Here is a 20,715-nt window from a genome sequence, read left to right as displayed (position 1 = left end):
TTGGGACCTTGTTGATCTTAAAATGTATTCATCAGAATCTCTTGCAGGAACGTACATTCATACGAATTTACGCTCAAAATATAGACATAGACTTCCCAGATGCGAATAGCCAGAGCCAAGAATAGTCCCCATATATCACTTTTTCGAAAATTTTTTCGCTTCATTAAGAACTGTCCCGGCAAGCAGCACTCTATCTTCATGGGTCCTCATGATTGTGTTAGTAACGACGACACTAACCCCAAGATCTTCAATTCTAGTTCTTTCTTTCTCGTCAACCTTATCCAATACGAAGATATTTAGGAAGTCGGCATAGAGTTTAGCGACGGAGTATGCCGAAACCTCCAGCCCTATACCGGACATCAGCTTATCGGCGGGACCTTTAATTGGCCTTCCGCCAACTATTGGGCTGATGGCAACCTTGCATCCTTCACTCTTTTTCAATGCGCCTCTTACACCCTTTAACGATAGTATCGTTCCAATGCTAACGATTGGGTTGCTTGGGCAAACAATTATAATTTCACTCTCTTCGATCGCCTCAATAACTCCTGGCGCTGGCTGAGCGGTTTCTTCACCAAAAAACTTCACATCCAGAACTCTATCGGCGGATCCTCTCTTAACTAAGAATTCTTGAAAATGCATCAGTCCAGCGTCGGTAAGCACCCATGTTTCAAATCTGTCATCTGTCATTGGAATTATCTTAACTCTTATTCCAAGTCTCTTACTTATGTCTGCGGTTACTTCAGAGAGTTTGAATCCCCTTCGCAGCATATCCGTCCGATGTATATGTGTTGCAAGGTCTCGATCGCCAAGCTTAAACCACCCCTCATGCCCATATGTCTTGAGCATTTCTAAGCAATGGAATGTGTCGCCATTTATTCCCCACCCCTTACACTCATCAACCAAACCAGCTAAAGTGTAAGTTATTATATCGATGTCCGGTGATATGTGTAGACCATGAAATTCTATGTCATCGCCGGTGTTAACAATGATCGTGATATCCTCATTCGGAACGACTTCTACTAATCCCCTTAGGAATTTTGCTGCTCCAACACCACCAGCTAAAGCCGTGAGCACATTCCTCTCCCCCATGAGTTGATAAAGACGAATTCTTCCAATTTCTTTCGAGTTGGCGGGGTTGGCCATTCAGCCGGATACCCAATAGTGATTACGGCTTGAGGTTCAACGTCTGGAGGTATCCCTAAAACTTTTCTAACAGTATCTTGAGAGAACAAGGGGGCACAGTACCAGCAAGATCCCAGACCCTCGGAATGCGCTAATAGAAGAATATTCTGGATTGCGGCGCCTAAGCTCTGCGTTGCCATAATGTGCTCGCATCTTTTCCTTTCTTCATCTGGATAATGATCCATGCCGCTCATCGTTATGCAAGCAATGATTAATACTGGGGCGGCAGTGAAACGTGCTATGGAATCCTTGATGAGAGATCTGCGAATCTCATAGGGTACTCCATCCCTCATTAATGCTTTATCCCATTCCATCGCCATACTCTCTGCCAGTCTTCTCTTAATCATACTATCGTTTATAATGATGAAACGCCAAGGTTGCGAATTATGAGCTGAAGGAGCCCATCTGGCAGCCTCAAATACTTTACTTAAAAACTTCAAATCCACATCTTTCTCTGTATATCTCCTTACACTCCTTCGAGTTTTAATGAGTTCAAGAAACTCTTGGGTCAATGTCTATCTCTCGCTTAGCTGGATACGGGAAGTTTTTTTCTAAGCATTGTCCGCTCCACTTCTTTGCCGGATTCAGATTTTTGGTCAAGGAAGAATGAATTTACGAAACTATTGAATCCGGTGTTACCGGCAAGTGCGGCCATAAAGACACTTATGAAAATTATTTCTGCCCATGCTTTTGGGAGGACAAATGCAAGCAACCCGGTCCCGCCCCTTCCGATGAAGAAAGGTAGTAGCGAAACAAAATAGACGATTGTAAAGATGCATTCTGGAACATATGAGGCTAAAACCATTGGAATAATGACCAAAGATTTTCCGCTTTTTTGTTTCCATAAAGATCTGCTTAATATTCCTGCTGTCAAACCTGATAATGCCTTCCCAACGGGTAATCCGATTAGACCTAGCCAGCCGCCTGACCCAAGAGGGCCATAATATACTCCTGGCAATATTCCTCCTATTACTCCAGTTAATAAACCCGTGAGTGGACCGCCATATATACTTGCAACAAATATGGATATGTGTGAGAGGTCAAGTGAAACGCCTGGAACGATTGGTCCAACATGGTAGGATATGATGAATAGAATATTTGCAAGCGCACCCATTAAACCGACAAAGGCTATAGTTTTCGTCTTCATGCTTTTCGCCCTTTATGGTTGTAAAGACTAAATTCTTACTATTTAAGAGTTGTTACTCAAAAATGAGTCAATGAGGGTGATTTCGACAAAGCATTCATAGGTATTAAACCATATTGAGAAATTGAAATTCTTTAAGTATTTTCTTTAAAGACTTGTCATTTCAGCAGATTTTAATCCTTCAAGTGATATTTCAAGAAACTTCTCTAGCGGTATTCCTAGTTCCTCACATTTAGATATTCTTTTACGGTCTGCTCCCCTGGCGAAATCCTTATCCTTGAATTTCTTTTTGACAGTTTTGATATCTACGTCTTGAATATTTTTGGATGGCATTACGAGCGCGCATGCTATTAGTAGCCCGGATACAGCGTCTGCGGCGATCAAGCCCTTTTCCATCAGGCTCTCTGGCATGGTGCCAGTAGCTTCATTATGCGCTCTTATAGCTCTTAGAATCTCATCTTTGACCTTGCCCTTCAGCATTTCGCATGCAACAATTCCATGCATGATGAAATTGTCACATGTTTCTTCGTAATCTATATCATGTAACAGGCCTGTCAACTCCCATTTATATTCATCTTCGTTAAGATATTTTGCCAGATTCTTCATAATGGCTCCAACTGCAAGCATGTGGCGAAGGACGTTCCGGTTCTTGACTTTCGAATTAATCAGCTCGATTGCATCTTCACGAAGCATCTGTACCACTTAAACACTATTACCTACCTAATGGATAATTATAACGAGACGGTTTCTTTCGGCCATGATAATAGAGAGAATATGGTCTGCCTATTTGATAAACTTATAGTACCTATAGCCGTAGTCAGTCTCGCTTCGTCCAAGATCAACTAATGCAAACTCTTCTCTAGGAGGGATAACACTATCACCATATCCTAGCCTTCCCTCATGAAGGTCTTCATACACTTCCATTGTTATCTTTTGTCTTTTGTCTAATTGTTCCATAAGTCCAATTTTTTTCGTCACATCTTTGTACTCTGATTGGACGATGAAGCTGCAAACAATGGCGCTGCTTCCACTTCCATACGAACCTATACCAAGTCTTTTACCCTCAAGATCGCTTTTACTCAATTCGAAGTGACTTGCAACGCCAAGCCAAACCGATGCGGTGTAAGAGTTTCCTATTTGGCTTAGCGCAACCAAGGAATTCGCAACCTTCTCTTCATATGCTTTTGTGAATTCTTCTGTAGCTGAGAACCGCTTTCTAAACTCCTTATGCGCGTCTGATATATAATATTCCACATCGGTCATGCCTTCTCGGCTGGGCTCTGAACCTATTCTGCTAATTATATCCCTCCATACAGGGGCGTTGCGTAAATCATGTATTAAGAAAGTCGCGAAAGCATATTGAACCATTTTTGGAAAAGGCGAATGAAATGATATAAGATCGATTTTCTCGATTACTGGGTCATTCATGGACCTAAGGACTCCATACCTTACCATATTCCTTTTATATGCGTCAGCCGCTATTCTCATATCCCTCAGATAGCAACCAATGGAATACTGACCATTAACCACTGCTGTAGTTCTTTCGACTGGCCTAAAGAAGTCTTTGTCATCAACTGTCCCAAACCCCGTGAATTTCGGTTCATATACAAGCAGACGAGGATCATCTTTAAGGAGTAATGCCACTGCAGCCGCTCCCTGCGTCGGCTCCCCTGAGGAGTTCAACTCATATTTTGCGATATCTGTAGCGACTACGATGGAATATTTTGCTCTGTTCCATCCAGACGCAATATATGCGAGACGATCAATAATCGCGTAGGTTGCTCCGACGCATGCGAATTTTGTTTCAGGCGCGCCAATATGATCAAAGCTTCCTTTTCCATAGATTTGTTCAAGCATCCCTTGAACGTAGCATGAAATGGGTTTGGCAGCATCAGGTCCGGACTCGGTCGCCACATGGATAAAGTCTATATCCCTTGGTTTGAGATCATTCTTTACCATAAGATCTAGCGTAGCCATTGCCGCCATGGTAGCAGCATCCTCATGAGCATCAGGAATTGCCAGTTTTTCTATTCCCAAACCCTTCGTTATCTTGTTTGGATCTATGCCTCGAGCTTTTGCCATCTCCTCTGTGTCAAGGTAAATTTTAGGAACATAAGCCGCGATATCGTCAATCCCAACTCTCTTCATAACTAGTCTCCTTTAAAGTTGGATGAGGAGTTGACTACTTGTTACATCTCTTCGGATTAATAATCCTTACTGAAAAAAGGTTAATTTCGTCTTGCATAGAATGAGATGTTTTCAGTCATATGATATATTTTCTGATCTCTTGATCATCCAAGGCTTGTCCCCTCATTATTTCTACTTTATCCTTCTTAGTGATCTTTACGTCCACTTGCTCATGGGAAGGAGCGTCAGAATAACGAATAGTTATTCCGATGGCCTTCTGGATAATCATTTTGTTGCATCTTCCAACTACTACCGTTATAGGACCAGGATAGCCTATTACCTCCATGTGTAGAAGGCCTTCGTTCTTTGCGATTGATAGAAGCCTATGGTTTTCCTCTCTGTTTCTTCCTACAATAATCTTTGTTTTTCCCAACCTAAGGTGCCGTCCAATCTTCAGAAGCTCAACATCAATTAGACGCAATCTTCTTCGGTATTTCAAGTAGTCCCTTAACCTTTCAGAAAATCTCGGATCTGTGAGTAGACAGCCGCCTGAAGGGCTGGCGTATCTCTTGATTCCAAGCCTTCTTGCCAATTCAATCTGGACAACTCTTCTCCTCCCCCTAATAGCCAGTAGCCTTTCGCGATTTACAAAGCCAATCTTTTCTGGCTCTGTTATGGGAAGAAGCTTTGCTGAGAGAGGTCTCAAAATTTTTCCCTCTAATCCAGCCTCTTTCTCTATCATTAGAAGTGCTTCCATTCTCTGAGAGAATGGTCTCTCGTCCAGAACCTCCCCGGTGACGATGAAATCCGCACCAATCTTCTCCATTAATTTCTTAGCCTTCTTAAGTGCGAAAATTCTGCAATCGATGCATGGGTTCATATGACTGCCGTATCCATGCCGTGGATTAATGATCAAATTTAGAAAATCCCTCCCCAACGGTATCTTATGGATCCTTATTCCAGTCTCATCAGAAAATTCATCTAAAAATGAATCGGGATCGGCTGAAAATGGATTTATGAAGTGGACGCCTTCAACTTTCACAGACTCGATCATTATCAGCTTTGCTGCCAAAAGACTATCCAGCCCGCCCGATAAGAGTGCAAGTGCTTTAGGTTTTCTTTTCATATTCCCTCACCCACATTTGTTCAGATGATAGCATTTAAAGGATCCCCTGTCACTTTAATGAATTTCTACTCGATCTTTGCTTATTTGGAACCGAAAATAGTTTCTCACATTTAAGATAACGATAGGCTTAATCTTACGTTAATCGAAAGATTTTTGAGTTACGTTTTTAGATTAGATGTGGTCAAAAAACAAAGATAGGTCTTACCATTCTGTGGAGTAGGTGAAGACGCTTATGCTCGAGATTTCGGAGAGAACACGTAACCTCGGCACAGAGAATGCATTTGTAGTTTTGAAAGAGGTGAATGACCTACTTAGTAAGGGATATGACATTGTTAACTTCTGCATCGGACAACCGGACTTTGACACGCCCGAATACATCAAAGAAGGAGCTATTAAGGCTATAAGAGAGGGGAAAACTGGTTATACTCCGTCGGCAGGGATACCGGAGTTGAGAGAAGCTGTGGCAGAATTTTTCTCAGAAACGAGGAACATTGATGTAAAGCCTGAGTGGGTGGTTATAGCAAATGGCGCCAAACCTTTTATAGGGTACGTTATTCTATCCGTCACAGATTATGGTAAGGGACATGAAGTACTCTATCCAAATCCTGGTTTTCCAATATACGAGTCGCAGATTCGTGCTCATGGAGCTATTCCTGTTCCTCTTCCATTATTAGAGAGAAAAGGCTACGCTTTTGACCTCGATTATCTAGAGAGCCATATAAATGAGAACAGTAGGCTCTTAATCCTGAATTCTCCTCACAATCCAACTGGCAGCGTGCTAGACAAAAAAACGCTAGAAAAGATTGCTGAGATAGTTCTGAATCATGACAAGTTATGGGTCTTCTCTGATGAAGTCTATTCCAGAATGGTTTACGACGGCGAATTTTACAGTATCGCCTCAATTCCGGAGATGATGGAAAGGACGGTAATAGTGGACGGGGCTTCGAAGACTTATGCCATGACCGGATGGAGGATAGGTTTTGCGTCTAATCCGAAACTTGCAGACCATCTTGCACGTTGGGTCACAAATACAGATTCATGTGCAGCTCATCCCAATCAGTATGCTGCTTTAGCAGCATTGACTGGGCCTCAAGATGACTCTAGAAAGATGATGATGAGTTTCAAGAAGAGACGGGACCTTATAGTTGGAGGGCTTAACTCAATAGATGGTATAAAATGCCTGAAGCCTGGCGGCGCATTCTACGTATGGCCAAACGTTACTGAAGCATGTAAAATCGTTGGAGCGAAAGACTCAGAGGATCTCCGCAGGAGACTCCTCTATGAGGCAGGAGTTGCAGTTCTTTCAGACATTCACTTTGGACATCGGAATGAAGGAGAAGGTGAACATATAAGATTCTCATATGCCACTTCTGAAGAGAATATCAAAGAAGGTCTGAAAAGGATCAAAGAGTACATTGAGGATCATCGAATAAAGTAAAGGCTTTCAAAATTTGATCGGATATCCACTACATACAATTCTAATGAATTTTGCTTTGAATGAGCTGTAAGGTACGTGAAAGCATTAGCCCAAGCATCCATCCTGCAACCACGATTATCGTTGCCGGAAAAGCGCCCGAAAATTCAACGTTGAAGACAAATATCTGGAAAACAAATATTGCAAAAGATATCCCTGCAGCAGTTAGTGCTCCCTTGAACCAACCGTCTTTTAAGGTTTGAATAGATAATAGTCCAGCTAAGAAAATATCCCCTAGACCAAGCATCATGTAGCCCATGCGAGGAAACGTAGGCAGCACTACTGCTACAGGCAAGTGTAGAACAAGAACCATTTTTGTCGCGGCCTCCCCCATTAATCCTGTTACGAATACTTGAATAATGTCCATTACCGTTAAGAGTGTAGCGAAAATTAAGATTGTTTTCCAAGAGAAAAGTGATCCCATATAAGCAGTTACCAGGATGACCATGAACGCTGCGAAGAAGTCTGCTATAAGGAAGTTCCAGCAGCACAAATAGAGAAGTAAGAATGTAGTGGGAAATAGCAGGGCTAGATACCATCTTCTTGACGTGATGTACGCGAGTGAAAACATGACGTAAGAGTAGACAGCAAGAAATGTTATTTGTACTGTGTTACTAGGCGCGTAAGCTATGACGGATGTTATAACCCCCAAAGAAATTACTAGAATTATTACCTCATATATTCCCAATTTTCTTTCGGTGAAAAGGGAATAGACACTCCTCTGAAGTTTCTTATGTACAAGCATGCATGAAATAAGTATCAGGAAAACGGTAATTGGAAGTACAAGATCAAATTCCATTTCAATCCCAGCTCCATTCAGGATCTGTAGTTTGGGTGTCATTAACTTGGATTTGTTTTTCTTTTTCTCAGCTCCAGATGGCACATAGGATCGTCGATAACTTTTGGGATGTACTCGATTAAATCCGTGGCGGTCATGTGATGCCCCTTTTCCTCCTCTACTAAGTCACCAGCTGCGCCATTTATGTAAGCACTGGCAACTGCCGCCTCGAATGGGTGGATCCCTCGCGCAAGGAAGGCTCCAACTATGCCGGATAGAACATCGCCTGTTCCTCCTACAGTCATTCCCGGATTTCCGGTGAAATTGAATTTGGTTTTGTATCCGTCGGAAATTATATCAACATGTGACTTCAACAGGACTACCGCATCTAGGTCTTGAGCCGTCTGTTGGACCGCTTTAGCCCTTTCATCCAAGTCTCCGAAAATCTTTCTTCCAGTTAATATCTCATATTCACCCGTGTGTGGAGTCAATACTGTTGGAGTTTTAAGTGCATGCTTGAATTCTGCGAAGGCCTTCAATCCATCTGCATCCAGTAAAATCGGGATCTTTTTCTCCTCCCCGATGGTCAAAATTTCTTTAACAGTTTCCACAGTCTCCTTATGTAGTCCCAAACCTGGGCCTATTATCACTGCACTTACCTTGTTTAAGTGATGTCTCAAGACCGAGATATTCCCTGTATTAAGATGCTCGCCTTCCAATTTGATGGTGATTAAATCCGGGGAGATTGACGAGATTGCATATGCAGTCTTACTGGGTGCGGCTATAAACACTAAGTCAACCCCGGTTCTAAGCGCTGCCAAAGCTGCAAGTGTAGGCGCGCCTGAATATGTCTCGCTTCCGCCGATGATTAGAAGCCTTCCATGATCGCCTTTACGGGCTTCAGGTTTACGTGGCTTTGATATTGCAAAGACATCGCCTGGACCTGCATACATTTCAAGTTCTTCTGGGACGCCAATATCCCTAACTACGCAGTCTCCAGTGTATTCCTTGGCCCTTAATATTCCCGGTTTGAGTTTATGAAAGGTGACAGTTAAATCTGCTTTTACTGCTTCGCCCTTGACCTCCCCAGTTTCCGAGTCGACTCCACTGGGTATATCCACTGCTACCTTGAATGCATCCATTTTGTTGATTATTTGTATAATGTTGGATATGGGCGGTCGCGGCGGACCCTTGAGTCCCGTTCCTAGTAAAGCGTCAATAACCACCTCTGCCTCAATGTTGGGAATGAGAGATGAATCATCTACTTCGTGAATTGTTATGGATCTCTTTAACGGCTTAAGTGCTTGCCAATTGATCTTTGCTTCTTCGCAGGATATGTCGTGAAAACGTCCGGCTAACACCACCGTGGTCCTAAATCCCATGCATGCGAGATGCCTGGCGGCAACAGAGCCATCTCCACCGTTTCCTCCTAAACCGCAAAAAATGGCTACCCTTGCATCGCTTGGCTTAAATCTGGAGGCAACTTCTAGGGCGACATTTCTCCCCGCATTCTCCATCAGAAGAATTCTTGGAATCCCATAATATTCTGCATTAATCTCCAGCGCTTGCATCTCTTTTGAAGTTATTATATTTACCTTTACCATTCGGCAAGCCATCCGATCTAGTATTAGAGATTCACCTTTACATATCCGTTAAATCTACGTATCCTACCATCCTTCTCTAGAAGCCTTAATAAGGTTTCAGTTTCATCTTCTGTCAATCCATATTGTTCTCCGCTTGCTTGATATACCTCATTCACATGCGCCTTTTCAAGTTTCTTTATAATCTCAAGTAGGTCGAGTTTCTTAAACTCGACATCCGGCGGAACCTCCGTGAGCGTCCATGAACGTAGAAGTATGAACGTTATGATCATGCTTTTCTCATCTTTTTCGTCACATAATATGACGAGACCTTTTCCCGCGGCTTTCTTTCCAGTTGCCTCCTCATATGGAATAATCTTAAGCCATTGTCTTGCTGGTTCAGGAATGTCTTCGATTTTATCGATGACTCTTTTCCGAAGGCGGCCTTCCCCATCCATATATGTAGAGGAGGCTACGGCGTAAAGATTGTTACCTAAGAGGCTTGGTTGAAATAGAATTGTGCTCCCCTCAAGTTGAGCGAAACCGCTTCCAGGCGGACACTTTAGCGCCTTTACAGTTACCCTTTTCACTTTGGAGTCCGAGCAAACCTTGAAGAGCCATTTACCAGTTAATGGGTCATCGACCGAATAGAATCGTACTTCGCCCTCCCTCATCGCGCGGAGGCTCATGTCAACCCAAGAATCCTTACGGCGCTCTTCAACCTTAACGATTCGCATTTTTAATTTTTCCGGAAGCACTAGCATTTTGTTCTCACTATGAATTGTTTCGTTATATAAATAAATTAATCTTTAAAGTAGCAACTTCTAACGTTCTCCACAGTGGCATAGTTGAGAAGATCTATAACCGTAGTGAATGGAAATTTTTAAAAAGGCACATGAAAAACATTATTACAAAGAGGTTAAAGGATAAAGGGGGAGAGAGCTATGCCCATAGCTTTTGTTCTGATAAATACGGAGATTGGTTCGGAGGGCGAGGTTTTGAATGAGTTGAAAAAAGTGGAGGGCGTCGAGGAAGCTTATAGCGTCTATGGGGTCTATGATGTAATTGCAAAGGTTAGTGCTGAATCAATGGAGAAGTTGAAGGATATAGTGACATGGCGCATAAGGCGCCTTAATAAAGTCAGGTCCACATTGACTATGATAGTAATAGACTCTATGACGAAATCTAAGTAACAAACATTTCTGCCACCGAGTTTCCCTTCTAGGAAAAGTGTTTATTTCCAGTAAATAACAGCCGTCAGCTTAACTCTGACATCTCATTATAATCAATTAAATGCCTTTTCGTCATCCGGCTGTAAAAATTCTTTTGCAAACCATATAATAAACATTATTGGGCACATAGATGAGAATCATTCTAGACAAGGGATTCCGAAGGCTTCTTAGCTAGATTTTCCAATATTACAAGTAGATCATGTTGTCCTAATACCGGTAAAGCTTCTATTTCATTCCATTCACTGAGACCCGCTTTCCTCTTAAGAACGCCTATGTCAAATCCTTTATTAATTATAGGGGTAAGGGTTTCGATATTAACCTCAACGTTGTCTACTCTCCTTCGATATCTTTTGTTCGGCAATGTCTGATGGACAGCTTCTTCAATGTCTTTAATCAATGTTTTTGGGCTGATTACTGATATTACGCGTCCCATACCAAAGTCAATGTCGAAACATCGGTAGGCTGGAAAGATCATTTTATCGGAGTTGCTGATGAAGATTTTTATATCGTTCGATCTCACAGGTATTAGTTCTCTTGGCATTCCGAAAATTTTGCTTCCTGGGATAAATTTGGTTCCAGCAACGGTTACAATATTGGGCATTTTAATCTTATGCCATTCGCGGCGAATTGGAGATGTATTGAGTGCGTCAATCTCCCATTGGTGTATGTTCCCCTCTCCAATGCCTATTTTAACGTTGTTTCCATAAATAAAGAATCTCACAATTGTGCTACGGTTAAATCTGCCCCACCGTGAGTTTAATAGTCCGCTGAGAACCACTTTTAATGCTAATTCTGGAAGACATAGCTCATTCAATCATTGTTGGCCTCCCAGGTGATTCTTCGACCATCTTCAGCAGTGATATCGCCTGGTATGTCGACTCAAAATCCGAGATTCCGATGAATATTGATCTCCTGAAACCACCATTAGGATTTTGAAATTTTGCAACCAGTCCAGCTGTCTCTTTTGGATACATAAGTTTTTCACCCAATGCTGTTAGCGCTCTAGCACCGAAGTAAGTGTCTTCTAGATATATTGGGGTGAGTCCTGGCAACATAACAAATCCCCCGGATGCGACTTCTCGTTCTCTAATCCACTTCAAGGTGTCTGTCATTGACACTTGATTGTATCCTATTCTTCTAAGGGTCTCGATCGCATAGCGCGTTGAGGCAATCATGGAACGTTTTTCGCTGCCGAAGCTTCCGTCGTCATTCTTAGTCATTAAGATGGCGCGTACGATCTTTCTCGGGTCAAAATTGAGACCTCTAGCATTCTACATAAGTCAACCGCGAGGTAGACATTCTCAACTTCTGAGATAACCTCAATGTCTATATCTGGATTTTCAATCCTACCAATTGATATGTTAAGAAGTTCTACGAGGTTATCGAGCGGTCTTATAGGGTGACCTCCTAGAATTGCCAAAGATGAAACGACGTAAAAGGCGGATCTGATAGAATCAAAGCTTCCATCTTCATGCTGAAGGCTTTGCAAGAAATTGATTGTATACTTCCTATCTTTGGTTCGGCTCCCAGCATCTTCAGAATCATTAAAGCATAGTATGTATCTTGAGCGTTTGATTCCGCACCTCTGCAAAATGTGTATCCGCCATCGCTATTCTGCCGCTCGAGAACATATGTAATAACCTTTTTTATATCAATTAGCCATCCTCCATTAACCATCGGAGGGTCATGATCCCACCATTATATACTGCAGGTTTGTAGAAGCCATCAGCCTAGACCTTTAAGTCTAGGCGGTTAAAGGTGGGCCTCATCACCTTCGTGAAGAGATAAAAGTCAGAAAAGACACACTTAAGTCTTACGTCTTTTTCGAGATAATAAATCCCAATAATAATTACTTCGATTAAGACAAATAGGAGAAATAAAGCAGAAGACTGACAATTCAGGATGTAAACCTATGATCAAACTGCACATAGGGTTGGACGACACTGACTCGCCTAGAGGAGGGTGCACAACGAAAGTAGCGGCCTTGATGATTGAGAATTTTCGAAGAATAGACGTATCCTTCCTTGATTATCCAAATCTTATCAGACTAAATCCAAATGTTCCATGGAAGACTAGAGGGAATGGCGCAGTCTGCCTAAGACTCCTTTGCGACAAAGGGGATCTCGATGATTTAAAGGAGATAGCGATTCAGACTGTGGAGGAGAACTCAGATCTACATTATCCTAGAACAGACCCTGGAATAGTGTTCCTTACGGGGGATGTACCGATCGAGATAGAGACCTTCGCCGAAATGGCGATTACAGGACTAGTTAGGAAAAGAGAGGCATTTCAATTAATAAGACGATATAGGGCTGAGGCCGTATGTTTTAATGAGGGCCGTGGAGTTATTGGAGCCCTTGCAAGCATCGGTGAACAGTTGAAAAAGGACTACACATATGAGTTCATTGCTTACAGAACCCCTGAGAATGTTGGAAAGCCGAGAATGATTGACTCTTCATCAGTTCTTTTGATGAGTAAAGAGTTAGGATCAATGTCCTTCAATAACGTTGATGAGGAAACCGGCCGCATTCTCATAACCCCTCATGGGCCAGATCCTGTATTATATGGCATCAGAGGTGAAAGCCCAGATGCTGTGAGGCGCGGTCATGAATTAGTTGTATCATATGAGCCTATTGACCGCTGGGTCATATTCCGCACCAATCAAGGTACCGACGCACACTTGAGGAGGATAGGCTCGATTGTCTCAGCGAGGCCTTTCTGCCCGGCTATAATAAAAGGTGAAGTTGCTAGTAAACCGCGCGTAATAGCCGGCGGTCACGTTATATTCCAACTTAAAGATCAAACTGGCACAATCGATTGTGCAGCCTATGAACCTACAGGAGATCTTAAAGAGAAAGCAAAGATGCTTAGGGTTGGCGACATCGTTGAGGTATACGGCGGAATACGAAAGGCATCAACGTGTAATCCACTCACGATAAATTTAGAAAAGATTAATGTCCTACGGTTGGCGCCAGAAGTTATTCTTTGCAATCCTTTATGCCCAAGATGTGGAAAGAGAATGAAGTCTATGGGAAGAGGTCAAGGTTTCGAATGCAAGAAATGCGGGCTTCACGGAAAGAGACTTGAGAAGATTGCTGAGGAAGCTAAGAGATCATTAGAGCTGGGAATATATGTTACCTCACCTCGATCTCAAAGGCACCTTACAAAGCCCTTAAGTAGATATAACCTAGAAAAGTGTGGACCTCCAGAATTTTTGGGTAAGCCAATTCCCATCGACAGTTTTTACGGCGTAGGTACATCTAGTGGCTGAGTTCGGATACCTAGCTCAACCCACGAAAATTTCTTCTGTAATGATTTAGGATAGTATAGCTTCCAGTCATAACCAACCCTTTTACCCCATTCATAGTAGATTCTTGGGTCGATATAGCTTCTAAGCGAGGTGCCCAGATTATAAGTGCCAGTTTTCTTCTTGGAGTCTATCTGGAGTCTCATCTTCTCTAGAACTCTGGAACTTTTCTCTTTTTCTTCTTTTAATTTTTCTCTAAGCTTTTGAATTCGCTCTCTATGCTTTTTTCTTAGTTTTATAATTTTATCTTTATAAGAATTGATAGCTTTTCTTTCCAGTCTAATTCGTCTCGAATTCGTCTTATTATATCTCACGTTTGCTTTTAATGAATCCAGCCTTTGCTTTAAAAGATTTATTCTATTCTTTCTCGCCTCTATTCTCTCATAAAATTTCTTTAGGGTTTCCGAGAACCTATTTTTTTCCTTTGCGATCTTCTCTTCAATCTTTTTTTGCTTATCTCGTGCAATCTCCGTTTTATTTTTTAAGTCCATCATCTTTTTCTTTAAAGAGGCGCTCCATCCTCTTGGAAGTGTACGTTTATGATTACATACTTTTGCTGCTTCCAAGTTTGCCATCGTGGCGATATATTTTTTGATGTAATCTGGATCTTCCAGCTTAACTTGTGCGCTGTAAAGCGTATCCTCTACGGCTGCTGTTGCATAGCACGTTCGAAAAACCTTTGCTGACAGTCCAGGTATGACCTCGTCCAGGAATTCGCTCACACGCTCTGAATTAACACCTTCAAAGAGTGATGACTTAGCGTTCTGGCAGAATTCTTTTAGGTTTCTGATAATTATGTCTGGGAGTTCAATGTTGAAAACGTGGGGGACGGAATCTTTGCCAAGAAAGTTAATGATGACTCGATTACCACTGCCGAATGTTATGTGCTCTGGTCGAAGTGTTGATGCGCCGACAGTGTCCGCTTCATCCGGATCTTTCTCGTCGCCAACTCTTATCTTTAGAAAATCTATGAGAAAACAGACCGTGGCGGTCTTTCTACGTCTTATGTCGTTTGAGTTAAGATTTTTCCATATGTGCTCCTTAACAAGATGAAGATTTTGCCTAAGTTCCCTCGCCTTCTCAAACTTCTCAATGTCCTTCATCTGTTTAAGTGTAGTGCTCTCCGAAATCCAAACATACTTCATCTTTCCAGAAAGTTTATCTCGCCATCTTGCTATCCACAAAGCATTAGGCTGCCAAATGATTCTTTTCCAATTTCCAGGTGGTACTGGGGCGTCTGGAGATAAATTCAACTCAATATCTTCTTCTTTGGGTCCCTCCTTCCATCTTCCGCGCAGAGGATGTTTTCCACGACCTAGAAAAATACTAGAGGGCTCAACTCTATAGTTGCCTATCTCAATTTTCACACCGTCAACGATCGCGTATCCATACCTCTCCTTGTTTGCTTCAGCAATAATTTTCGCCTCTTCAGTCAATCTTTTTCTTTCCTCTTTCGAAAGGTTTGCTTTAAGATTCCTCTCATTCTCAATAAATTCAAGAATTGGCGAAAAATCAAAAGCCTCAGGTTTTAGCCTTGCCGTTACTCCCAGAGCTCTACAGAAGTCTTTGAAGAAATTCTTAACGAACGTGCGGTCTTTAGCGTATTTTGTGCCAAGTTTCTTTGCCCATGCAACGGCCATTTCCTCTTGCTGCGGATTGAGAGTAATTATTTTGCCCTGTATCTTAATTGATAGATTTCTGGGAATGTACCTTGGAACCAGGACTCCGTTGTGTATTAGCTGTCTCATCGAGCGTCCATCCATTTTATACTCGAATTTGGTGGGGTCTGGTGAAGATATGTATTCCGATTCGAGATTCGTTGCCTTAGTTCTTAGTAAAGTAAATGTTCATCCAAAAGCATAATATATAACATCAACGTTTGACAGAATTCTCTATTGAAGCAATAGATTAAAGGATGTTGGAGATATGAGTGAAGAAGTCAAATTGCCGCCTGCCGTTCAAGAGAGACTACTCAGACTTCAGCAACTACAGCAGACGCTCCAGAATATTTTGACTCAAAAACAACAACTTGAGATTGAGCTTCTGGAGATTGATCAGGCTCTGTCCGAACTTGAAAAAATATCAGATGATGGTATCGTGTATAAATCTGCCGGCTCATTACTTATAAGGACTGAGAAAGCAAAGGTCATTACAGATCTTAACGAAAGAAAAGAGTTAGCCAATATGAGAATATCCGTTCTAGGAAAACAGGAGGAGCGGCTAAGAAGCCAAATAAAAGAGCTCTCAGAAAAACTACAGAAAGACCTGCGCCCACTATCTCCCGCGTGAATCGGTGAAAGTGCTTGGCCGATTCAAATGTATCGGAGCTAACTCAAGAGGATTTAGAGAAAATATCCGAGGTAGCGGAGGAAGCCGCTCGAAGAGCCATTCTATCCAAAATACCCGCGAATAACATTTCCGACCTAACTGTTTCGGTTGACATCGATAAAGTAGAAGACTTAAACATTGAAGTGGAGGTGGAGTTAACACTCTCGCCGCTTTGTAAAGGGATAGATGTTAAAAGATTGGTCAACGAATCCACGGGAGCCGCATTCGCAGCCGTGGAGAAATACTTGAGGAAGATGGGATGTCAATTCAAGACATCAAGTCCCTGATTGGTAAATCCAAAGTTGAGTCAATTATAATTCTCTGCCATCAGAATGCCGATCCAGATGCCATATGTTCAGCGTACGTGTTTTCACAGTTGTTGAGGCGGCTGATTGAAGGGGCTAATATCCAGATTGTCTGTCCAGAAGGCGTAAGCAAACTGTCAAAAGAGGTATGCAACTTCATACCTATCAATTATGTTGAACTAGAGGCTGAAGAATTCGATCTCGAGCTCGTGGACCTTATTATAATGGTGGATACGAATACGATTCAGCAGCTGGGAGGATGGAAAGAAAAAATTAAAGAATCAAAATCTCCTCTTATCGTCATTGATCATCATGCAATTCACCATGAGACTGAGAAAATTGCAGCCCTAATAGTATCGGATGAAAAATCATCATCAACATGCGAAATAATATACACATTCTTCAAAAGCCTGGGTATTAAGCCCTCGAAAACCGAGGCGGAAGCGCTCATTCTAGGAATAGCGTTTGACACTAAGCATTTCACTCTGGCAAATTCAAGTACTTTTAAGATAATAGCTGACCTTGTTGACGTTGGCGTCGATGCACGAGAAGTCCTTTCAAGACTCTCTGTTAAAATGGACATATCTGAACGTATTGCACGTTTGAAAGCTTGTAAAAGACTTGAATTGATGCGACTTGGAAAATGGCTTATAGTCTTCTCTCATGTTCGTTCTTATCAAGCTTCAGCCTCTAGGGCTCTTGTGGATATGGGCGCGCATGTGGCGATAGTTGCTGGTCAAAAGAAGGGAACTTTGCAGATTAGCATTCGATCTGATCAACAATTTTATAAAGAAACAGGATTCCACCTTGGCAGAGACTTGGCTAAACCACTCGGCGAATGTTTAAATGGTATGGGAGGGGGGCATTCTACAGCTGCAGGGGTTAATTGTGTCGGGAACTTTGAAAATGTGGTGAAAGAGGCGGCGAAAATTATAAGAGAAAGACTGAGTGAACAGTGATAACGCCAAATTCTACTATTAAACCTTATGTTAAGAATTCACGCAACATTAGCTCATGCTTTCTAAGCCAGCTATGCTTGGGGTCATCGGTCCAGGCACCGTATCTTCTCTCATCCCCAGCAAGCGTCCAAAGATAATATAAGCGGTAGCCAGGTGCAGCCGCAACCGGATGGTATCCTCGCGGGATAACTATTGTATCATTGTTCTCCACAACATAAACCACATCGAAAGGTTCATCATCTTCAGGTGAGCTATAGATTCTTTGTAGACCAAATCCCTGTTCAGGTTTGATCTTATAGAAGTAGACCTCTTCCAGCGGGGCTTCTTCAAAAGTTTTTCTGTCATGCTTGTGCGGTGGGCAACTGGACCAGTTTCCCGGAGGATTAATAGTCTCCCCAACGAGAATTCTCTCAGCCTTCACATTCTCTCCTATTATCGTGTATACTTTTCTTGTCCAATTCAATGCTCCGACAGTCCTTTCTATAACATCCACCGGCTTAACTAATGTGGGTACACCTTCTATACTACTCCTGGCCCCGGAAACTCCAATCTCTAATCTCGGTGTTTCAGCTACTACACTATATTCTGTTTTGGGTGGAAGGTAAACAGCCGTTGCTCTTCCAGAGAAAACATCGCTTCTTTCGCCTATGCTTCGAAAGTCAATGTTAAAGGAATTCCTCCATGCTTGAATTGAACATTTCCCAGTAAAGATTGTGAGGACTACCTCGTTACTTTCTGTTCTACCCTCGAACTTGTCACCTACCTCAGGCAGAAACAATATGCCAAACTCTATGTATCTCAGTTCAGAGTTTTGAGGACCAACAATATTTGTATATCCTTTTCGCATCTTCTTTGCCTTATAAATATGAGATTGCAATTTTTCCACCTTTGTGATACTGGTCAGTTATAGAGAGTTTATCTTATTCCAATCTCTGAGGAAAACTTCTTTGCGAACTCGATGCACCTTTTCTTAAATAACTCGTAGCTTGAGGAGAATTCCTTCATTGTCTTTACTGTTGAACCGAAAATAGACCATTCTTCAGGGGGAACACCTCTCTCGCCATATCTCTTAGGATTCAGTATTCCGACCGTCTCAAGTATTGATAGTTGGGATGGCGTTAACTCATAAGCTCGAATGAACTCATCTCTTATATCACCCCACTTACTGGTTAATCTTTCCAAAATTTTGGGATCAACATCCATATTAACGGATTCACGAAACTTTTCAATATTGAAATCTGGACTAAGGCTGACATTCAATACATTCATCTGATGATTTGGAAATTCTGTGTGAGTCATGTTTTTATCTGCGAAGGTAAGTAGGGTTTCCTTTGGGTGTCTCTTTGAAGCTGGTAAGACATCAATTCTTCCAATCACCATTTCAGCTTGCTCTTTCGTTAGTCCGTAACGGGCCTGTATATATTTGATCCACTTGGGTCTATTGGTAGAGGAAAAGAATATTTCATACACCCTCTTGGTTACTAGGATGCCGCAATATTCAATGTCATTCTCAAGCATATCTAACTCTCTCTTAACTTCCTCTATTTTAGTGGAGAAAATGCCGTTCTCGGCTAGGAACTTGATCAAAGGTTCTTTGTTTATTGGGTTTAGGTATTTTCGGCTGCTAAGTGCAACAACTTTTTCCTCAATTGTTGGTAGGTCTTTTATCTCGTTCCATGCATTCAGCGCCTCTGCAAGTTTTCGCAGGGATTCTTCTCGGTCTTTTGATTTCTTTAGCCCTTCAAGAATGATTTTTTCAGCTTGTACTTCGCGGATGTGGTCGTCGAGTCTTCCACCCATATTAGTTTCGTAAACGGTTGTGAGCGGGATCCCCTTTCTGATGGCTTCCGCTCTGCCGTCTATTTTAGCCAATATGAGTTCTACTTCCTGTGACACTGTGAATGTCACTGTATTATTTGTTCCTATTCCCAGACTTTCAAGTTTTCTAGTTATTTCTATCGCAGCAGGTGAGCTCCCGGCAACCTTGAATACAATGTTAGGTCTTCCTCTCTCAAGATAATTCGAGTATCCCCATAAAAGGTAAGCGTCATACTTCTTCAGAAATTCCTCGGCATCCGAGTAGAACTTGAGGGCGTATTGCATACTTTTCTCATAGCTATCTGCTACGAGAGGGTTTAATTGTAAGCTGATCATGCCGTGAAGCATGCCAGAAGCGATCGCAATAGGTCTAAAAACTGTCAAGTTCCTCCATATACTCACTTCAGTTGCATATGCTGCGAGTTCATCTCCTCTTTCGCCAGGATTTTTCATCAATTCAGGATGAAGCCTAAGTATCGTTTTGAAGTCTACGCACAAGTTTTCACCCTTGTATCCCTCCCATTGGCTTGGATCATCATCATAGGCGATTGCCGCCAAAGACGGATTCGTTGATACTTGCACGAATCCCAAGTGCCTGAGCCATCTGAGCCCTAAAGCATAATCGTTCCCAAACTTGCAGATACCTAACTCTGAAGCCTTGTAATAGATATTGCTCCTAATACTCTCCTTTGCCGCTTCTAGAAAGGATTTCAGAATATTTTTTTCATCTATTTTTTTCTCAATCTCCTTAGCAATGTAAGCAACCATTGCACCAGGAGGTCTATAGACCTTCTGCATCACCCTCTCCATTTCATTAAGGTTTTCTTTAACAACAGTCCTTGCAATCAATGCTTCTTTGCCATTAAAGAGTTCCTCTCTCTCAAGCCTTTCCCAATCTTCTAATGTCCTAACTATGATTTCTAAGGCTTCATCCACCTCCTTCTCCGAGAAACCAACGATTTTTCTTTCAAAACCGTAAAAGTTTAGAGCCATATTCAGAAGCGTATCATAAGCCCTTCCGCAGATCAAGATCTCCCTCTCATTGAAGCCGTTTAGCAAACTAACGTTAAAGACAAAATTCAATTGGCGGACCACGTTTTGCAAAGTTTCTACTAGTCTTCCACGCATCTCCTGATGGAGTAGATGGTCTGCAGCTAGCCTGGTGTGACCTTTCAATGTGAGGTAGACGACATGGTGGCTATGATCTAAGCTGGGGGGTGGAAACTCAAGGTCTTCAGGCTGGCTTGAAAAGATGATTTTCTCTATGTTACTCATTTCCTTAGATTCGCTCCATAGTTTACAATATTTTTTATTTAGACGGTGTCCATAGAACTTAAACCTATCGGTTTCAAATG

At 42.1% G+C, this 20,715-nt stretch carries 21 protein-coding genes and 1 riboswitch; of the genes, 6 read left to right on the top strand and 15 right to left on the bottom strand.

What is annotated here, in order from left to right; all coding sequences use genetic code 11:
• Window positions 1-135: 135 nt before the first annotated feature.
• The 6 genes from cofD to NZ952_04250 all read right to left on the bottom strand — a co-directional run bounded on the left by cofD (window position 136) and on the right by NZ952_04250 (window position 5,579).
• Window positions 136-1,074, bottom strand: a complete 939-nt coding sequence (gene cofD, locus NZ952_04275; GenBank protein ID MCS7120402.1) for a 2-phospho-L-lactate transferase — start codon at window positions 1,072-1,074, stop codon at window positions 136-138.
• Window positions 1,059-1,694 carry a nitroreductase family protein gene (locus tag NZ952_04270; protein ID MCS7120401.1) on the bottom strand — a complete coding sequence of 212 codons (636 nt, stop codon included), beginning with the start codon at window positions 1,692-1,694 and terminating at the stop codon, window positions 1,059-1,061. Before NZ952_04270 ends, cofD begins: the two co-directional genes overlap by 16 nt.
• A gap of 14 nt (window positions 1,695-1,708) precedes the next feature.
• A complete protein-coding gene (locus tag NZ952_04265) occupies window positions 1,709-2,329 on the bottom strand; it encodes a hypothetical protein (GenBank protein MCS7120400.1) in 621 nt (206 codons plus the stop codon).
• 144 nt (window positions 2,330-2,473) lie between these two features.
• Window positions 2,474-3,019, bottom strand: coding sequence for an HDIG domain-containing protein (locus NZ952_04260; GenBank protein ID MCS7120399.1), 546 nt, complete (start codon window positions 3,017-3,019; stop codon window positions 2,474-2,476).
• A gap of 90 nt (window positions 3,020-3,109) precedes the next feature.
• The gene (locus NZ952_04255; protein MCS7120398.1) at window positions 3,110-4,474 is read right to left on the bottom strand and encodes a 3-hydroxy-3-methylglutaryl-CoA synthase; all 1,365 of its coding nucleotides are present in this window, start codon (window positions 4,472-4,474) and stop codon (window positions 3,110-3,112) included.
• 115 nt (window positions 4,475-4,589) lie between these two features.
• Window positions 4,590-5,579, bottom strand: coding sequence for a tRNA 4-thiouridine(8) synthase ThiI (locus NZ952_04250; protein ID MCS7120397.1), 990 nt, complete (start codon window positions 5,577-5,579; stop codon window positions 4,590-4,592).
• Window positions 5,580-5,811: 232 nt separating this feature from the next.
• On the opposite strand from NZ952_04250, the gene NZ952_04245 reads away from it, so the two are divergent.
• Window positions 5,812-7,017, top strand: a complete 1,206-nt coding sequence (locus NZ952_04245; protein MCS7120396.1) for a pyridoxal phosphate-dependent aminotransferase — start codon at window positions 5,812-5,814, stop codon at window positions 7,015-7,017.
• A gap of 40 nt (window positions 7,018-7,057) precedes the next feature.
• Here the strand turns inward: NZ952_04245 and NZ952_04240 are convergent, their stop codons facing one another.
• Genes NZ952_04240 through NZ952_04230 form a run of 3 tightly spaced genes read right to left on the bottom strand, consistent with a single transcriptional unit; the run spans window position 7,058 to window position 10,175 of the window.
• Window positions 7,058-7,852: a hypothetical protein gene (locus NZ952_04240; GenBank protein MCS7120395.1), complete on the bottom strand. Its 795-nt coding sequence runs from the start codon at window positions 7,850-7,852 to the stop codon at window positions 7,058-7,060.
• A 41-nt stretch (window positions 7,853-7,893) separates the two neighbouring features.
• On the bottom strand, window positions 7,894-9,435 hold the full coding sequence (locus NZ952_04235; GenBank protein MCS7120394.1) for an NAD(P)H-hydrate dehydratase: 1,542 nt from the start codon (window positions 9,433-9,435) through the stop codon (window positions 7,894-7,896).
• A gap of 23 nt (window positions 9,436-9,458) precedes the next feature.
• Window positions 9,459-10,175, bottom strand: coding sequence for a hypothetical protein (locus NZ952_04230; GenBank protein MCS7120393.1), 717 nt, complete (start codon window positions 10,173-10,175; stop codon window positions 9,459-9,461).
• Between the two features lie 180 nt (window positions 10,176-10,355).
• Here NZ952_04230 and NZ952_04225 point away from each other — a divergent pair, with 180 nt between their 5' ends.
• Entirely contained in the window at window positions 10,356-10,604 is a 249-nt protein-coding gene (locus NZ952_04225) for an Lrp/AsnC ligand binding domain-containing protein (protein ID MCS7120392.1), read from the top strand.
• 181 nt (window positions 10,605-10,785) lie between these two features.
• On the opposite strand, the gene NZ952_04220 is transcribed toward NZ952_04225, so the two are convergent.
• From NZ952_04220 to NZ952_04210, 3 genes are read right to left on the bottom strand one after another with little or no spacing between them, the layout of a single operon-like run.
• Window positions 10,786-11,457, bottom strand: coding sequence for a hypothetical protein (locus tag NZ952_04220; GenBank protein ID MCS7120391.1), 672 nt, complete (start codon window positions 11,455-11,457; stop codon window positions 10,786-10,788).
• Window positions 11,450-11,863, bottom strand: a complete 414-nt coding sequence (locus NZ952_04215; GenBank protein ID MCS7120390.1) for a hypothetical protein — start codon at window positions 11,861-11,863, stop codon at window positions 11,450-11,452. The genes NZ952_04220 and NZ952_04215 overlap by 8 nt, the downstream gene beginning before the upstream one ends.
• Complete coding sequence (locus NZ952_04210; protein ID MCS7120389.1) at window positions 11,863-12,234, bottom strand: hypothetical protein; 372 nt, start codon at window positions 12,232-12,234, stop codon at window positions 11,863-11,865. The genes NZ952_04215 and NZ952_04210 overlap by 1 nt, the downstream gene beginning before the upstream one ends.
• Before the next feature lie 118 nt (window positions 12,235-12,352).
• Window positions 12,353-12,425, bottom strand: a riboswitch (Fluoride riboswitch).
• A 130-nt stretch (window positions 12,426-12,555) separates the two neighbouring features.
• Between NZ952_04210 and NZ952_04205 the strand changes: the two genes are divergently transcribed.
• The gene (locus NZ952_04205; GenBank protein MCS7120388.1) at window positions 12,556-13,914 is read left to right on the top strand and encodes a tRNA(Ile)(2)-agmatinylcytidine synthase; all 1,359 of its coding nucleotides are present in this window, start codon (window positions 12,556-12,558) and stop codon (window positions 13,912-13,914) included.
• On the opposite strand, the gene NZ952_04200 is transcribed toward NZ952_04205, so the two are convergent.
• Entirely contained in the window at window positions 13,887-15,698 is a 1,812-nt protein-coding gene (locus NZ952_04200; protein ID MCS7120387.1) for a DNA topoisomerase I, read from the bottom strand. The genes NZ952_04205 and NZ952_04200 overlap by 28 nt on opposite strands.
• Window positions 15,699-15,876: 178 nt before the next feature.
• Here NZ952_04200 and NZ952_04195 point away from each other — a divergent pair, with 178 nt between their 5' ends.
• The 3 genes from NZ952_04195 to NZ952_04185 are packed head-to-tail and all read left to right on the top strand — an operon-like array spanning window position 15,877 to window position 17,542.
• Window positions 15,877-16,239, top strand: coding sequence for a prefoldin subunit beta (locus NZ952_04195; GenBank protein ID MCS7120386.1), 363 nt, complete (start codon window positions 15,877-15,879; stop codon window positions 16,237-16,239).
• Window positions 16,240-16,253: 14 nt separating this feature from the next.
• Entirely contained in the window at window positions 16,254-16,565 is a 312-nt protein-coding gene (locus NZ952_04190) for a DUF3194 domain-containing protein (protein ID MCS7120385.1), read from the top strand.
• Window positions 16,538-17,542, top strand: a complete 1,005-nt coding sequence (locus NZ952_04185) for a DHH family phosphoesterase (protein MCS7120384.1) — start codon at window positions 16,538-16,540, stop codon at window positions 17,540-17,542. The genes NZ952_04190 and NZ952_04185 overlap by 28 nt, the downstream gene beginning before the upstream one ends.
• Before the next feature lie 25 nt (window positions 17,543-17,567).
• On the opposite strand, the gene iolB is transcribed toward NZ952_04185, so the two are convergent.
• Both iolB and NZ952_04175 read right to left on the bottom strand, forming a co-directional pair.
• Window positions 17,568-18,419 carry a 5-deoxy-glucuronate isomerase gene (gene iolB, locus NZ952_04180; protein MCS7120383.1) on the bottom strand — a complete coding sequence of 284 codons (852 nt, stop codon included), beginning with the start codon at window positions 18,417-18,419 and terminating at the stop codon, window positions 17,568-17,570.
• A 38-nt stretch (window positions 18,420-18,457) separates the two neighbouring features.
• On the bottom strand, window positions 18,458-20,635 hold the full coding sequence (locus tag NZ952_04175; GenBank protein MCS7120382.1) for a hypothetical protein: 2,178 nt from the start codon (window positions 20,633-20,635) through the stop codon (window positions 18,458-18,460).
• Window positions 20,636-20,715: the final 80 nt, after the last annotated feature.

The sequence above is a fragment of the Candidatus Bathyarchaeota archaeon genome (assembly GCA_025059045.1).
Classification (GTDB): domain Archaea; phylum Thermoproteota; class Bathyarchaeia; order Bathyarchaeales; family DTEX01; genus JANXEA01.
The sequence above is the reverse complement of the archived record's forward strand: the minus strand, read 5'-3'. Positions and strand labels throughout refer to the sequence as shown.

Bases quoted from the DNA above. Each gene is read 5' to 3' on its own strand.
- NZ952_04265 (MCS7120400.1), bottom strand. From the start codon at position 2,329: ATGAAGACGAAAACTATAGCCTTTGTCGGTTTAATGGGTGCGCTTGCA.
- NZ952_04260 (MCS7120399.1), bottom strand. From the start codon at position 3,019: ATGCTTCGTGAAGATGCAATCGAGCTGATTAATTCGAAAGTCAAGAAC.
- NZ952_04255 (MCS7120398.1), bottom strand. From the start codon at position 4,474: ATGAAGAGAGTTGGGATTGACGATATCGCGGCTTATGTTCCTAAAATT.
- NZ952_04250 (MCS7120397.1), bottom strand. From the start codon at position 5,579: ATGAAAAGAAAACCTAAAGCACTTGCACTCTTATCGGGCGGGCTGGAT.
- NZ952_04245 (MCS7120396.1), top strand. From the start codon at position 5,812: ATGCTCGAGATTTCGGAGAGAACACGTAACCTCGGCACAGAGAATGCA.
- NZ952_04240 (MCS7120395.1), bottom strand. From the start codon at position 7,852: ATGGAATTTGATCTTGTACTTCCAATTACCGTTTTCCTGATACTTATT.
- NZ952_04235 (MCS7120394.1), bottom strand. From the start codon at position 9,435: ATGGTAAAGGTAAATATAATAACTTCAAAAGAGATGCAAGCGCTGGAG.
- NZ952_04230 (MCS7120393.1), bottom strand. From the start codon at position 10,175: ATGCTAGTGCTTCCGGAAAAATTAAAAATGCGAATCGTTAAGGTTGAA.
- NZ952_04225 (MCS7120392.1), top strand. From the start codon at position 10,356: ATGCCCATAGCTTTTGTTCTGATAAATACGGAGATTGGTTCGGAGGGC.
- NZ952_04215 (MCS7120390.1), bottom strand. From the start codon at position 11,863: ATGACTAAGAATGACGACGGAAGCTTCGGCAGCGAAAAACGTTCCATG.
- NZ952_04205 (MCS7120388.1), top strand. From the start codon at position 12,556: ATGATCAAACTGCACATAGGGTTGGACGACACTGACTCGCCTAGAGGA.
- NZ952_04200 (MCS7120387.1), bottom strand. From the start codon at position 15,698: ATGAGACAGCTAATACACAACGGAGTCCTGGTTCCAAGGTACATTCCC.
- NZ952_04195 (MCS7120386.1), top strand. From the start codon at position 15,877: ATGAGTGAAGAAGTCAAATTGCCGCCTGCCGTTCAAGAGAGACTACTC.
- NZ952_04185 (MCS7120384.1), top strand. From the start codon at position 16,538: ATGTCAATTCAAGACATCAAGTCCCTGATTGGTAAATCCAAAGTTGAG.
- NZ952_04175 (MCS7120382.1), bottom strand. From the start codon at position 20,635: ATGAGTAACATAGAGAAAATCATCTTTTCAAGCCAGCCTGAAGACCTT.